The 15,265-nt window shown below is 50.7% G+C and carries 11 protein-coding genes and 3 pseudogenes; 13 read left to right on the forward strand and 1 reads right to left on the reverse strand.

Translation table 11 applies throughout. The features are described 5' to 3' along the window. The 9 genes and pseudogenes from K1567_RS26915 to K1567_RS26960 all read left to right on the forward strand — a co-directional run. Positions 1-336, forward strand: a pseudogene (locus K1567_RS26915) (TrbI/VirB10 family protein); the annotation flags it as partial. 10 nt (positions 337-346) lie between these two features. Further along, positions 347-1,400, forward strand: a pseudogene (gene virB11, locus K1567_RS26920) (P-type DNA transfer ATPase VirB11); the annotation flags it as partial. Positions 1,401-1,935: 535 nt separating this feature from the next. After that, positions 1,936-2,133, forward strand: coding sequence for a hypothetical protein (locus K1567_RS26930; protein ID WP_220699068.1), 198 nt, complete (start codon positions 1,936-1,938; stop codon positions 2,131-2,133). A gap of 66 nt (positions 2,134-2,199) precedes the next feature. Beyond that, positions 2,200-3,740: pseudogene (locus K1567_RS26935) on the forward strand (type IV secretory system conjugative DNA transfer family protein). A gap of 55 nt (positions 3,741-3,795) precedes the next feature. Beyond that, positions 3,796-4,158 carry a TrbM/KikA/MpfK family conjugal transfer protein gene (locus tag K1567_RS26940; protein WP_259445120.1) on the forward strand — a complete coding sequence of 121 codons (363 nt, stop codon included), beginning with the start codon at positions 3,796-3,798 and terminating at the stop codon, positions 4,156-4,158. Positions 4,159-4,195: 37 nt separating this feature from the next. After that, positions 4,196-6,349, forward strand: a complete 2,154-nt coding sequence (locus tag K1567_RS26945) for a type IA DNA topoisomerase (RefSeq protein WP_220699069.1) — start codon at positions 4,196-4,198, stop codon at positions 6,347-6,349. 33 nt (positions 6,350-6,382) lie between these two features. After that, positions 6,383-6,997 carry a single-stranded DNA-binding protein gene (locus K1567_RS26950; RefSeq protein WP_405046006.1) on the forward strand — a complete coding sequence of 205 codons (615 nt, stop codon included), beginning with the start codon at positions 6,383-6,385 and terminating at the stop codon, positions 6,995-6,997. A gap of 136 nt (positions 6,998-7,133) precedes the next feature. Beyond that, complete coding sequence (locus K1567_RS26955) at positions 7,134-7,931, forward strand: conjugal transfer protein, TraL family (RefSeq protein WP_220699070.1); 798 nt, start codon at positions 7,134-7,136, stop codon at positions 7,929-7,931. Positions 7,932-7,933: 2 nt separating this feature from the next. Continuing rightward, positions 7,934-8,572 carry a hypothetical protein gene (locus tag K1567_RS26960; protein WP_220699071.1) on the forward strand — a complete coding sequence of 213 codons (639 nt, stop codon included), beginning with the start codon at positions 7,934-7,936 and terminating at the stop codon, positions 8,570-8,572. Positions 8,573-8,607: 35 nt separating this feature from the next. Here the strand turns inward: K1567_RS26960 and K1567_RS26965 are convergent, their stop codons facing one another. Next, complete coding sequence (locus K1567_RS26965; protein WP_220699072.1) at positions 8,608-8,985, reverse strand: hypothetical protein; 378 nt, start codon at positions 8,983-8,985, stop codon at positions 8,608-8,610. Positions 8,986-9,262: 277 nt separating this feature from the next. On the opposite strand from K1567_RS26965, the gene K1567_RS26970 reads away from it, so the two are divergent. From K1567_RS26970 to K1567_RS26980, 4 genes are all read left to right on the forward strand, one after another. Next, positions 9,263-9,607 carry a plasmid mobilization protein gene (locus K1567_RS26970; protein WP_220699073.1) on the forward strand — a complete coding sequence of 115 codons (345 nt, stop codon included), beginning with the start codon at positions 9,263-9,265 and terminating at the stop codon, positions 9,605-9,607. 986 nt (positions 9,608-10,593) lie between these two features. After that, a complete protein-coding gene (locus K1567_RS27715; RefSeq protein ID WP_259445121.1) occupies positions 10,594-10,992 on the forward strand; it encodes a relaxosome component, NikC family protein in 399 nt (132 codons plus the stop codon). 626 nt (positions 10,993-11,618) lie between these two features. Then, positions 11,619-14,228 (forward strand): LPD7 domain-containing protein, encoded by a 2,610-nt coding sequence (locus tag K1567_RS27720; protein ID WP_259445128.1) that lies wholly within the window; start codon positions 11,619-11,621, stop codon positions 14,226-14,228. 55 nt (positions 14,229-14,283) lie between these two features. Beyond that, complete coding sequence (locus K1567_RS26980; RefSeq protein WP_220699074.1) at positions 14,284-14,712, forward strand: hypothetical protein; 429 nt, start codon at positions 14,284-14,286, stop codon at positions 14,710-14,712. Positions 14,713-15,265 lie beyond the last annotated feature (553 nt).

Below are 15,265 nucleotides of genomic sequence, written 5' to 3' on the forward strand. Positions count from 1 at the left end.
GTGTTCGTGCACGACTGGATAGCTTGGGGGCCGGTCCAATGGGCGCGAGTGGGACGAAAGCCTGGATAGATAATCACTACCCGGAGCGTTACGGCGGCGCAATCGTGTTGTCATTCATTCAGGATGCGCTAAAGGCCGCTACAACAGCGACAAAGAGCAGCGATTCTGGTGGCTACACCGTGAATAACAGTGAGCAGAACGTCGAAAGCATGGCGGAATAAGGCACTGAACAGCACCATCAACATTGCGCCTACTGGTTACATCCTGCCAGGCACAGTCATCACGGTGATCGTGGCCCGTGATATCGACTTTTCGAGCGTCTTTGAAAACCGTTAAAGAGGTCAATATGAACAGCGATCCAATAACACCGGCCGGGGAGGCCGAGCCGGCCGATTTGCTGGTGGATTCAACACTGCTCCAAGATTTTTTAGCCCAGGCCGGTATTACCCAGCGACTACAGCGCCCGGATGTCACCGAAGTATTGATCAATCGTCCTGGCGAAATCTGGCCAGCGACGGACACTGACCCGAGCGGCGCTCGTGAAGACGCCCCATGGTTGAGCCATGACTTGTGCTGGAGGGTTGCAAACAGCCTTGCTGCCTACAATGGTGTTGTTCTGTCGCCGGCAACGCCAATCCATACCTTGAAGTTTCCTCGTTCGTTCCCTGAGGGGGTGCGCGCTCAGTTAGTGATTCCTCCGGCCTGCGAAACCGGCACCATTTCATTCTCGATTCGAAACCCATCATTGGAACGCTTTTCCCTTGCGGACTACATCAATAGCGGCCGTTTTGCTAACGCCAAGGCCATCCGGTCAGCGGCTGTGGAGTTGGCCGATTGGCAGAAGGAAATTCTGACCGCGCATGCTGCAGGCGATTGGGAAACGTTCTTCGAAATGGCGGTGTTCCATAAGCTCAATATCATCATTTTTGGAGGACCAGGCAGCGGTAAAACCACCTTGGCTAAAGCGCTGGTGGACAAGTTCCCAAGGCACCGGCGGATGATAACCATCGAGGCGATCAACGAACTATTGCTGCCGTTGCACCCAATCATGTGCACCTGTTATATGGCCCCACGGTTGCGCCTAAAACTCTTTTGCCAGCACGATGAGGATGAAGCCAGATCACCTATTTTTGGCAGAGCTGACGGGTGATGAGGCGTGGCACTACATCGAAATTCTCAACACGGGCGTACCAGGCACCGTGACCACAGCTCATGCAAATGATTGTGTATCTGGTATCGCGCGCGTGTGCGGCCTGGTGAAACAGTCTGAGGTCGGTATGGGCCTCGACTACAGCTATGTAGAGCAGCTGGTGAGAACATCCTTTGACGTCATGGTTTACATGGAAAAAACGCAAATTCTTGAAGTGCATTACGAACCCGAACAAAAACTGAAACTGCTCAAACACTCGGGCTGTATGAGGAGGTTTATGTGGTGGATAGCGCTCGCTGTCTTGATCCTGGTAGTGACTGTGTTGTGTTTCGCTTTGGGCATCTACGCCGGCGGCTGGCTTTTCCTGATGCTCAACGATGAGGGTCATATAGGGGTGACATGGCATACGCTCCTCGATGCATCAAAGTTGACGTTGGACGATTATCGACTGGTTTATTTGCCCTGGGCCTGGTGCGCTACCGCAGCGATTACCTTTTTGCCCATCGGCATCACCATTCTGGCCTACCTGATGAAATTCAAACGCGTGTCGTCGCTACACGGGGACGCGCGATTTGCAAACAACAAAGAATTGAAGTTGTTTGAATATAAGGGGGAGTACCAATAAAAGTTTTCGGTACGCACTGTTTGGTGCGCTACTTCCCATTAACACAGCTTATAAATACCTAATTACTACCGCGCCACTTGCGGCTTGGTGGCCCCTATACACCTGCGCGATGAATCACCCAGCCATATAGGGACTCGATAAACTAACAAAGAGCAGAAGTATGAAATCAGAAGCCCAGCAATCACGCGACGCTGATTTGTTCTTGGCGCGCCAATTTGGTCATGCCTTTGTCCGGGAGAAGAACTCGCACCAGGTGCGGGCAGACTTCAACCGTGTGTTCAAGGATGACAGTGAAGCCGTGGAGCAGTTTGAGCATGGTGTGGTAGAGGAAGACCAAAAGCGCCTTGCGCTTGCATGACGCCGGAAGCCTTTCATGCCTACCACCTTGGCAAGCAAATCGTTTTTTCGAAGAAACGGAGGGCACATGGCAGCTCTAGCGTATAGCCCGAAACGCCCTCAGAAACGAATCGACAAGCACCCAGCGCTTTTGATCGGCAAGCACCCCAAAAACGATTCGTTCCTGGCGTCCTATGGTCAAACTTTCCTTATGCTCGCTGCCCCGCCTGGAACGGGCAAAGGCGTCGGTATCGTGATTCCCAACCTATTGAGTTATCCGGATTCAGTTGTCGTAAACGATCCGAAATTCGAGAACTGGGACACCACTGCCGGATTCCGTGCGGCGATGGGCCAAAAGGTGTTTCGATTCTCGCCAGAACGTATGGAAACCCATAGATGGAACCCGCTCGCTCGGGTCAGTCGGGATCCACTGTATCGGTTAGGTGAGATTCGTTCGCTTGCCAGTGTTTTGTACGTGTCGGACAACCCGAAAAACCAAGAGTGGTACAACAAGGCAGCGAATGTTTTTGGCGCAATCATCTTGTACCTGATGGAAACGCCGGGTATGCCTTGCACACTGCCCCAGGCGTACGAAATCGGAGCCTTGGGCAGCGCGATGGGTGTGTGGGCTCAACAGGTCATTGAGTCCAGGAGCGACGGCCCTGATCGCCTGTCGGTTGAGTGTTTACGCGAACTGAATGGCGTATACGAGGCGTCAAAAAACAAGAGCAGCGGTTGGTCAACTACTGCCGATATCGTGCGCGACATCCTGGCGATGTATGGAGAAAAAACGGTTGCCTGGGCGGTGTCTGGTGATGACATTGACTTTTCCAAGCTGCGCGAAGAAAAGATGAGTGTTTACTTCTGTGTGACAGAAGGATCACTCAAAAAGTACGGCCCTCTGATGAACCTGTTTTTTACCCAGGCCATACGTGAAAACTCAAAGGTGTTACCGGAGCAGGGTGGGCACTGCCCGGACGGTTCTTTGCGGCTCAAGTACCAGGTGCTTTTTTTGATTGATGAGATTGCCATCATGGGACGTATGGAGATCATGGAGACGGCGCCGGCGCTGACGCGGGGTGCTGGCCTGCGATATCTAATTATCTTTCAGGGCAAAGATCAGATGCGCGCCGAGCGCACCTATGGTGAGCAAACTGGTAACGGCATCATGAAGGCGTTCCACATTGAAGTCGTTTTCAGCGCCGGAGATATCAAGCTAGCGGAGGAGTACAGCAAGGCGCTAGGAACCAAGACGGTGCGAATTAAAACCAGTCCATCAACAAAGGGAAAAACGGATCTGCGACTGACAACTACAGCGAAGTTGCACGGGCGCTGATGCTTCCGCAGGAGGTAAACGAGCTGCCATACCACGAAGAACTGATTTTCGTGCAGGGCACTAAAAAAACACCGCCAATCAAGATTAGGGCGCGGAAGATCTTTTGGTATGAGGAGGATGTTTTTAACGACAGGGCTCACATGACACCCCCTACGATCCCGTTGGGTGACGCCGCGAAAATTGATGATTTGACAGTGTCTGTCCGTACAGTCGAAGCAAAGGTAGCCGTCGCCGCACCGCATGACCAGCAACTGCGTAACGAACAAGAAAAACGCAATAACCCGCCTGCATAACCCTGCATAACCCTGCATAACCCTGCGTCACCGCCAAAGCCCAAAGGTATTACTCATGATCAGAATCAAAATGGTCGCGGGCCAGTTGCGCCTGCCGGAACGTTGCTTCCCGCTAAGGTTGCGGAAGTCCATCACGGTAGTAGTTCTAGCAGTTGCAGTATTGGGCACGCCTCCCGCGTTTGCTGCAGATCCATGCAAGACAGCTTTTTGTATGTTCGGTTTGCTCACCGGAACTAATGAGAGCCAATGTGATGATGCAATCAAAGATCATTTCCTCATTATAGTCTTCAAGAAGAAAAAGAAAGTCGACTGGAACCAAACAGCAAAAGCGCGATTGGGGTTCACTAACAGTTGTCCAGGAGCAGATCCAGTAACAAACAAATTAATCAATGACAAGTTTGGCAAAGTGTCTGGTTAAACAAACTTATTCAACCTATATTTAAGGTGGTTTTCATATGCGCGTATTTATTGCTGAAAAACCTGCTCTTGCCAAAGTTATTGCTGAGGCACTCGGTAATCCACGAAGCAAAGGCGGATACATCGAGTGTGGACAAGACGTTGTGACCTGGTGCATCGGTCACTTGCTAGCCCTGGCCGGACCGGAGGCGCACAACCCGGAGTATGCAAAATGGAATGCCGAACATCTCCCTTTGAAGCTTCGGCCAGAGAAGTACGTGCCCATTTCTGCTACTCAGGACCAGCTCAAAACGGTAGGTGAATGGATCGGCAAGGCGTCGGAAATTGTTCACGCCGGCGACCCCGACGACGAGGGTCAGCTGCTGGTTGATGAAGTGTTGCTGTACTTCGCAAACAAAAGCCCAGTGAAACGACTGCTGATCAGCGATATGAACGCGAATGCCGCGCGTAAGGCGCTGGGCAATATGAAGGACAACGGTGAGTTTTATGGTTTGTCGCAAAAAGCGCTAGCGCGCAGCATTGGCGATCAGCTCTACGGATTCAACATGACCAGGGCTTACACGCTTGCTGCTCAGTCCAAAGGTGTTAAAGGCGTTTTGTCAGTCGGTCGCGTGCAAACGGTAGTGTTGGGCCTGATCGTGAATCGTTATCTCGCAAACCGAAGCCACGCAGCGACTTACTTTTACAACCTGAGTGCAAGTCTGACCTTCGGTGAAAACAAGCTTGGGGCGCGGTTCTTGGTGCCGGACGGCGCGCCGGTAAACGATAAAAACCGAATCATTGATGAGGGCTATACAAACATCGTTGCCAGCGCCTGCCGTCAGTCGCCGGCAAACGTCACTGCGGTCAGCGTGCCAGAGAAAACTACCCCCGCACCGCTGCCGTTTTCTCTGTTAGATCTGCAGGTTCACATCAGCAAAGAGCATGGTTTGGATGCCGAAAAGACGCTTGCTATCACTCAAGCACTGCGCGAGAAGCACAAGGCGATCACGTACAACCGTTCTGACTGCAGCTACCTGACTGACGAGCAATTTTCCGAGGCCCCGGAGACCCTGGCGGCACTGGCACTTGGGCTGCCTGAGTTAGCCGGGGCTTTCACCAGCGTGGATCCGACGCGCAAAAGCAGAGCATTCAATGATTTAAAGGTATCTGCGCATACGGCGATCATTCCCACAGCGTCGAAATTCGATGTCGCACAGCTGACCAGTGATGAGCACAAGGTCTATATGGCGATTGTGAAGCGTTACTTAGCTCAATTTTTGCCGGAAAAACGCTATTTGGCAGCGGAAGTGCACTTTGACGTTACGGGTTACGAATTTGTCGCTAAAGCCAACAAGACGACCGTCGCCGGTTGGACCTCACTCATTTCAGAGGATATGGAGAATGAGGAAGGAAAGGTCGAGGAAGAAGACCAGGTTGAGAGCCGGTTTGATGTTTTGTCGGTCATGGCTGTCGCTGATACATGCTTCTGCGCCGACGTGAAGGTCTCCAAGGAAAAGACCCGGCCTTTGCCCCTCTACACCGAAGACACCTTGCTCAAGGATCTGCAGCGCGTTTCTAAGTACGTACAGGATCCGCGAATCAAGCAACTATTGCTGGAGCGGGACAAGGGCAAAGCTGCAGGCGAAAACGGCGGGATTGGAACGCCGGCAACCCGGGGTTCTATGCTCGCAAAACTGCGAGAGCGGAAGTTCTATTCGGTGGAGAAAAAGAAGTTCGTACCGACGCCTCTAGGGCTGGAGTTTGTCGCTGCGCTGCCTTCTATCGCCACTACGCCAGATATGACGGCGTTGTGGCATGAGCAGCAACAGCGGATTGAGCGAGGCGAACTGAGTACCGACGCTTTCCTGGATGAACTGGAATCATTTATTGCTGAACAGGTACGCAATGTCGACGTGGCCAATATCCAGATCCAGGTTCAAGCCCCAGCCTTTCAGATCAGCGCTAAATGTCCAATGTGTGGTGGCGAACTGGCGATCACATCGAAGGTTGTCGCATGCAAAGGCTGCGTATTCAAAGTTTGGCCTCAGATAAGTGGCAAAACCCTGACGTCGATACAGTTAGAAACGCTGCTGACAAAAGGCAAAACGGCGACGTTGAAGGGTTTCAAGTCTACAAAAAATGGCACCACCTTTGACGCGGCGTTGCGGCTCGATGCGCAAGGCAAGGTTCAAATGGTTTTCGCTCGCTAACTTACATTAATCGAATCATATGAGGATTTACCTATGGCACGCGGAGTGAACAAAGTCATTCTGGTTGGCACCTGTGGGCAAGACCCTGAGGTCCGCTACTTGCCGAATGGCAATGCTGTGACCAATTTGAGCCTGGCGACAAGCGAGCAATGGACGGATAAACAGTCCGGCCAGAAGGTTGAAAAAACTGAGTGGCACCGCGTATCACTGTTCGGCAAAGTCGCTGAAATTGCCGGCGAATACCTTGGCAAAGGCTCCCAGGTTTACATCGAGGGCAAGTTGCAGACTCGCGAATGGGAGAAGGACGGGATCAAGCGTTACACCACTGAGATCGTGGTGGACATGCAAGGGACTATGCAGTTACTCGGGGGCGACCCCAGGAGGATAAGCAGGGATCGCGCAGCGGGCAGCAGCAGCGGCCACAGCAGTCTCCCCAGGCAGGCGCTGATGATGGGTTGGATCCAGATATTCCGTTCTAGCAGCGTCTCCTCCGCCCGTCGCACAGTCAGGTGCCGCGCTCCCGGCTCGGCGGAACAGCTTTACCGTTCCGGTGAACGGAAGCACGGGCGAAGCGCACACTTGACGGCACAACCACAAAACAAGGCTCACCGCAGGAGTGTGGGGGTTGCTTCTCCCCCACGCTCCTGAGGTCCACGCGGCCGCTGGCGAGATGACAAGGGCAGAGCCCTTGGTGTTGCTCTAGCCAATACATCCAATTTCTTAATTTTCTTGCGCGGTCATTGATGACTTCGCAGTCATTCCATTTTTATTGTGAGTTAGGTCTATGACTAAAGTACGCAAGCCTGAAAATCCATTAATTGCATATGACTTCCTTTTGAACACAACGCACTGGACACTTCAAGGCAAAGGTGGAGTAGGGAAATCATTTATATCATCTGTATTGGCGCAATATGCGGTTGAGCGTGGCCTTGTACCGGTTTGCGGTGATACAGACCCTGTAAACAGCACTTTCCACCGTATTAGCGCACTCAACGTGCAGTTGGTTCCGATTACAGAGGGCGGTACCGTAATTCAGCGCTTGTTTGACCCATTGTTTGAGGCGATCCTTTGCACTGAGCAGGTATCTATTGTTGATAATGGAGCATCAACGTTTTTGCCTGTTGCAAAGTTTATTAGCTCCAATATGATTCTTGAGACCATGCAAGAGTATGGCAAGCAAGTTTATATTCATTCAGTTGTGACTGGTGGTCAAGCCAAGGACGATACTGTAACTGGTTTGCTCTCTATGATCGAATTGGTGAGGAAGTCAAAGACAAATACCAAGATCGTCGTATGGGAGAATGAGTTTTGGGGAATTCCTGAATTTGATGGTAAAGCACTTTCGGTAATGCCTTGGGTAACAGCTAATTCCGATATTATTCAGGGTGTAGTGAAAATCGAGGATCGCAATAGCGACGCATACAGCACGGATATTCGTTTGCTGACGGAAAATCATATGACTTGCCGAGAGTTTAAGGAGTCCGATAAGTTTGGCTTCATAGCTAAGTCCCGAGTTAATCGCGTATTTGAGTCCCTCTACGCCGAACTGGATAGAGTGTTCGGTTATGTGCCAGAGGTATAATTATGGATAACAATAACGAACTTTTTGAACAGATCAAAATGGACGTTTTCGCCGGGCTTGGAATTAAGCTGTCAAATCAGGATCCAATTTTCGCCATGGTCATGGCGAATCAAGCAGCGATGAGAACATTCTCAGCCCCGATTGTTGAAGCAATCGAAAGCATTCCCCTGGTACTTGAAAGTAGCTTAAACATTATCGCCGGAGCTGTTGAGGAAGCAGAAAGGAGTGCCGGCCAATTGACTACTGAAACAAAGGCTGTTTTGGCAGCCCTTTCAAAAGTCGAGTTGGAGTCGGCTCATCGCCGTATTAAAGACGCAGTTGAACTAAGTGTAGATTCGGCCGTAACTGGTTCAGTACAGCGTCTGAAAAGCGAAGTGGTAAAGCTGGAAACTGACCTTCGATCCCTAGGCGCCCACACAAAAAGTAAAAGGACGTTTTTCGCCAACCTGCTGTTATCGTCGGCTGTACTCGTTCTGCTCGGAGTATTTTCTACTGCGGCCTATGTGTTGTATGGGGTAGGTATCGACAATCGGGATGCTGCAGATTACTGGCGTAGCAAGTACAGCGACCAACAACAGATAGTTGGAACACTTCCGCCAACGTATAAAAAACTATTCGTCGAGCAGCGAAAACCTAACTAATGCGTCGAGCCGCTTAACGCCGCTCGCTAGCGGCGTTATTCATTTATCTTGTCGGGCGTACCGTAGATTTTTGAGAGGTCAGGTACGGAGTTATGAAAGTCTTTATCGCTGATCCTCCTGCGCTCGCCGTTGGCTGTCTCGCGATCTTTAAAGTTGAAGGGATGTTCTTGAGGGGCTGCTAGTTGTGTGGCTGGGCTAGTTCGTTGAGTAATAACCGTCGGTTTCGCAATTTTCAGATGCTGCCTGATGTACCTGGAGAATTGGTCATAGCTGATCTTGACCAACTCCTTGTCCATCAAGTCATCGTGAATCTGTCGATTTGTTTCTCCCAAGGCCAGGCGATCCTGAATTTGCTGCATCAGTGGGAAAAATTGGCTTTTCCCGGTCCTGGATTTGGGCTTTGTAGCAGTCATCGTGAAAATCTCCTCATAACGCAATTCACTGCAAATTAATGCAAATCTGGAGCTTACTCAAGGCTCCAATGCAACCTAATGCAAATCTACGCAAATCTATGCCAATCGAAGCAAGGGCCTTAAAAAGAGAGGCACGTTACCGATTGTTTACAAAAGTGCTTCGCATTTTGAAAACAGTCGTCCGCGCCAAAGGGGAAACCCCTTTGAAACCCCGCAAAGCGGGAAGCCTGCAATGCCTGTTGTCTATTTCGTTGGTTGATCCGTTGGGGTGTTTGCCATGTCAAAAAACAAAACCCGCGTGGTCTCCTTCCGGCTGCGCGAGGAGGATATTGCGCCATATGAAGAGAAGCTCCGTAACAGTGGAGTTAAGCAGTCAGACTTTCTAAGAGAGATATTATTTAACTCTAATGCCGTGTTTGAAGCGCCAACGTTATCTAAAGATAATAGCCGCCTACTTTTTCTATTTAACAAGTCAAGTAATAACCTGAATCAGATAGCGTATCGATTTAATAGTGCATACCGAAAATCCGAGATTATATCTGAGACATTATACATTAAGGCGATCAATGAACTTGTACTAATTCGTGAGCTGATGCTTGCCGGGGTGAAGCATGCTGATTAGGTGCAAGGGCTACAACACTGGTGCCAAGGAGTATCTTGAAGAGGGTAAAAAAGAGGGGCGAGAGTTTTCACGTAGCGAGCTTGATGAGCGCGTCATTTTAGACGGTGATTTAGATTTAACTAAAATGGTCTATGAAAGTATTCCGGATAACGGACAGAACCGTTATTTATCTTTCACTATGGCCTTTCGTGAAGACAATGTCTCTCACGAAACGTTAACGGCGGTCACTGCTGAATTCAAGCAGTTCCTGATGCATGCCTATAAAGATGATGAGTTTAATTTTTACGCGGAAGCGCATTTGCCAAAAATTAAGCATATTAAAGATCATAAGACCGGTGATTTGATTGAGCGCAAGCCTCATATCCACATAATTATTCCTCGTAAGAATTTGCTTAGTGGTAATGAGGCTAATCCTGTAGGTATGTACTCTTCGAATGAGCGCTATTTTGAGGCTTTTCAAGAATACATAAATCAGAAGTACGAACTTGCGTCGCCTAGGGAGCATGTTCGTGTTGATCCAAAGGATGCAGCAAGTGTTTTGTCTAGATATAAAGGTGACGACTTTTACGGGAAAAATCGTGAGTTCAAGCAGAAGTTAGTCAAACAGATTATTGAAACAGGAGTTTCGACGCGTCAGGACTTTTACGAATTGGTCGCCTCTCATGGTGAAATTAAGATCCGCAACCAAGGCAAGGAAAATGAATATGTCGCTGTAAAGCTGCCAGATGACGCGAAGTTTACCAATCTTAAAGACACGATTTTTCAGGATGATTTCGTTGTCAGGCGCCAGTTGAGAAAACCTCCTCTGGAAAAGCACGTTATTCAGGAGCGACTTACCGAATGGCCTCGCAGGGCTAAAGAGCTTAAATACGTTAGTAAGGCGACGCCATCTTTTCGAAAACTTTATAAAGATGCCTCACCAACCGAAAGAACCGCTCTGTTGAACCAGCGCGAACATGCATTTTACGCAGACTATGGAGACTCTCATGACATCAGTCCAAGACACAACAAGCCAAAGAATCGTGGTAAGCGAAGTGCTGCTGAAATTGGAACCACGCGACCTCTTGAAGCTGCCAATGGCTTGCAAAACATGTTCGGCAGCGATGTGGCAGTTGACCGGCAAGCCCGACCAACCCAAGAGCCTGGTGGTGCGCAATTACTGCAGGGCGATGCACACTTTCACCTGGGACAGCCGGACACAGGAGGAGATACTGGATTGCGACCAACTCTACCAGGAGGAGGATCCAGACGAGCCCCGAATGGACGAGGACGACCCGGAGGACGTGCCGGCGTTCTTACGCCAGCAGCAGACGGGGGCACTGCCGACACAATCCCCAGCGACGGCCGACAACAGCGAATACGCGGACGTAGATCTGGAGCCGTAATTCCGCCCTATGCGCGGGACCCACGTAGAAGGGCGACTATTGCAGACATCGAACAGCGCGGCCGACGGCTTTTCGAGCCGTTGAATCAATCCGTCGAGTCGCCCCTTGAGATAGGTTTGGTTGCTACGTTCGATCCAGGAGATGGGACATCTCGGGATCCACCAGCAGCTGATCCAGGATCCGGTCAGTCCGGTAAACCTCGCAAGTCCAGAAGCAGTACCAGCAGCAAACGAAACATCCCGCCTTACGCACTGAATCCTCATCGTGTTGCAACCATCACTGATATTGAAGCCCGGACTCGGCGTTTGTTTGCGCCTTTGAAAAGTCCGGTTGAGTCAGCGCTGGTGATGAAGTTAGCAACTTTTAAAACAGTTGCTGTTAACCGCAACGCTTCAACTGTAGCCGCTTATTTCAATCGGCAAATAGAAGAGAACAAGTTATTACCCTCGCAGCGCAAGGCTGTTCAAAGGGTTAATAAGCAGTTTTTTCAAACACGACGCTCAATTTTCTCAGACGACCGTTTATCCAAACGAGATAAAGCACAACTTGTTTCGGTTCTGACGTTTGAGCGAATGAAAGCACGCGACGCAATACAAAACCCGAGTCTTTATAAAGAGGATTTTTACATGGGCAGTGCTGAAATTCGTGGCTTAGTTAATAAAGAGCCCCAAGAAGAGTTATCTAATTTTACCATCAGCGGTCCGGGACCAAATGCACCTGCTCGTGATCGAGTAAAAGCTTTGATCACCCGCCTGACGCTCCAAACGAATGAGAAGGTGAGCAAGGAGCGCGAACGCGAGTTGAGCGCAAAGGACATCTACACCAAAAAGTCCCGTTTTGGGCAGAACGTCCATTACCTCAGCAAAACCACTGACAAGACGCTGTTCGTCGATACGGGGACAGCAATCGCCATGCGTCGTACTGGAATCACCGAAGCCGGTGTTGGTGTCGCGCTACAGCTCGCAACACAGCGTTTTGGCAGCACGTTGACCATCAACGGTTCTGCTGAGTTTAAGCGCCTGGTGGTGGAGGCAGCGTCAAAAAGCGGTATGGATATTCACTTCACCGATAAGAAAATGAACGAGGCGCTCACGCTGCGCCGTGCAGAGCTGGATATCGAAAAAGAAGGTCAGCAAATCCAATCACCAGAGGCTGCTGGTTCAAAAGCTGCTGTTCAGGAAGTAGTTACATCGGGCGCAGAAGCGGCTCCGGTGGTGGTCGATCGTTCGATAATCACTGGTGAATTGGTTGCCCATGGTCCAGCTGATTACAAGGGAGACCCTAACAACGGTCCAAGCTACTTCGTTACGCTCCAAACCGAGACAGGACCAAGAACGCTTTGGGGTGTCGCGCTAGAAGAAGTGATGGCTGATCAAAACTTAACTCTCGGTGAGCGCATTGTCCTCAAAGACCTAGGGCGTCAGCCCATCACAATCCCGCAGGCTCAAGCTGACGGCACTATTAAGCATATTTCAGGATTCCGTAGAGGTTGGTCGGCTGAACGAGAAACTGTTTCGATCAACCGCAATGAACCGGTCACCGCGTCGACGGTTGTTATGCCGGCAGCTTCAATCGATCCAGTGCGGCAGGCAACGGCGTTTTCGTCAGTAGCAGAAAACCTTGCAGTGGCTGCTCAGCTAAAGGCGCAGGGGCCCCTGAGTTTTGAGCCACGTCCAGGCATTGATCCTAGAGATCGTGATGTGCATGTGGATCAACTGGTTATGGATGCGTTGCCGCGTTACATCACGGTTGTTCCGGATATCAAGTCGGATGCTGATCAAGCGCAAACGTTCTCTGCGTTTGTTGGTGATTTGAAAATCGATACTTACGAAAGCCGTGAAATTGCAGAGCAGAGCGCTGCAGGTCACGCCTTTGCGTTCTTGACCAGTGATCAGCTAATCGAGCAGATGACTCGGCTTGAGCAGCTTAAAACCTCGGCTCCTGATACAGAGGCGTCAACGATAACCAAAGCTGTTGAAAGGTCGCCAGAGCCGGTGCACGCGCCTCTGAATTTTGAGCCACGTCCTGGCATCGATCCTAGGGATATTGATGTACATGTGGATCAACTGGTTATGGATGCGTTACCGCGTTACATAACGGTTGTTCCGGATATCAAGTCGGATGCCGACCAAGCGCAAACGTTCTCTGCGTTTGTTGGTGATTTGAAAATTGATACTTACGAAAGCCGTGAAATTGCAGAGCAGAGCGCAGCAGGTCACGCTTTTGCGTTCTTCACCAGTGATCAGCTAATCGAGCAGATGACTCGGCTTGAGCAAACTGCATCCTCTGTTACCGGAAAAGAGCCTCTTGCACGGGCACCAACAGTAGAACAGGCCCAAAGCCCTAGTGAGATGGTTCAGCGTGAACAAGCCTGGCGCGCTAAGTTCCCGTTGGTAGAAGGGTCAATTCTGAGTGAGGCAGAAGTTCTTTCATCGGACTCCATGATGGGGCTGCGTGGGGAGGATCACGCTGTTTGGCTGGTGGCAACCAGCGATCACACCAAGGAAGGTGTGGCAATGATCACGGCGTACATGGAGAACGATGTTTACCGCGATCGCTTCAAAACGACGCTTGAAGACATTTACGAACAGCATCAGGAATCCCCGGAAAGCATCAAGTTTCTTGATGAGGCCACTGATTTTGTAGAGCCCCTTGTAAATGCGATCGAGCGCCGCTTGTTAGCGGAACATACCTCTGTAGATCAAGCGCATCCTGGATTGGCTGTTCACGTTACTCCGCCGTCGCTGAATTTTACTCACCAGGGCCAACCAGCATCCTTGGGGTTGGCTCCTGTCGTGGAATCGGCGCCGGCAGCACCAACAGCGACGCCAGTTACGACTACCAGTGCGCCAGGACCGCTGAATTTTACTCACCAGGGCCAACCAGCATCCTTGGGGTTGGCTTCTGTCGTGGAATCGGCGCCGGCAGCACCAACAGCAACGCCTGTAACGACAACCAGTGCGCCAGCACCTCTGAATTTCACCCACCAGGGCCAACCAGCGTCCTTGGGGTTGGCTTCTGTTGTGGAATCGGCGCCGGCGGCTCCAACACCAACCCCTCTGACGACAACCAACGCACCAGCTCCGCTGAATTTTACTCATCAGGGCCAAGCGGCATCACTGGGCCTGAGCAACGGCGAGGTGGCTACCAAAGAAACCGAACAAGAGGTTACTCAAACAATCGTCGTAGAAGTTCTCGATGTCGATGTAGAGGAATACGGCCCTGAAATGAATTGACAACTGCATGCCTCCCCCGCTGTGCGGGGGAGGTTTTGTGTAAGGAGTTTGGAGCGTGAAAAAAGAAGACAAACAGGTTCAAACAGCTCTAGCCAAAGCAGGATATGAAGGTTGGCCAGCGGGTAGTCGCGGTGAGCTGTTCGAAACGTTGGCACGTATTCGTAGACAATACCCATTGGTTAGCGAAGATTTTGTTGATCAGCAGCGTGAGATCTTGAGTAAAGCGATGCACCAGGAGGAAGTCGTCGAGCTTGGATTAGTCAGAATTCTCCACCCATTTATCAAAGCCTGTCCGGAGTGCCGCCATAAGCCCGATTTGGGGTCGAGCTACACCACTTCAAATGGTGAATATTTGGTTGTATGCATGAACCACCCCTTAGGTGCCGTCACCAGAGGCGGTGTTACGCTGGCGGCGGCTGTCAAAAGTTGGAACGCAGACGATTGGTTTCACGAGACCACCCCCCGCGACCTTTTTCCTCTCTAAGACGTTTTTCGTAAATCCACCAATTCATGCACATCATGCCCAATAAATAGGGCACTTAACGGTGGGCGTCTTGCATGAATTTGCTTTTTCATGCGCCGACGCTTAGGCTTGTTTCGTTATTACCACAACGATTCGAGGGGCGTGATGGCCGTGGATCTCTCAGCGATGCGCAAATTGTTTCAGGATGGCGGACTACGGTCCGCCATCGTAGTTCCTGTTCCTATGCAGCAAAACGCGTGGGAACTGATTGCCGTCTGTACCGATGGATCTAAGGAACACATGACAGTTGCTCGGTCGGACCGCCGCAAGATTTATAAGAGTCTTGAGTCGGTGCACGCCGATGCGAAACGTGTGGGGTTTGTGGAAGTAACTACTCAGGTGGAGACAATGCAAGTGGCTTAACGGAATAGCAGAAACCAAAAAGCCCGGCTGGTAACCGGGCTTTTTGGAAAATCGAGAACAGGTCTTTCTCTTTCGACGGGGGGAGACCTGCTCAACACATCAATTGGTGAGCTGATTATGGCTGGCACTACGGATTCTTGCAACCCGGAGA

The sequence above is a fragment of the Pseudomonas sp. S5F11 genome, from assembly GCF_019641515.1.
GTDB lineage: Bacteria > Pseudomonadota > Gammaproteobacteria > Pseudomonadales > Pseudomonadaceae > Aquipseudomonas > Aquipseudomonas rhodesiae.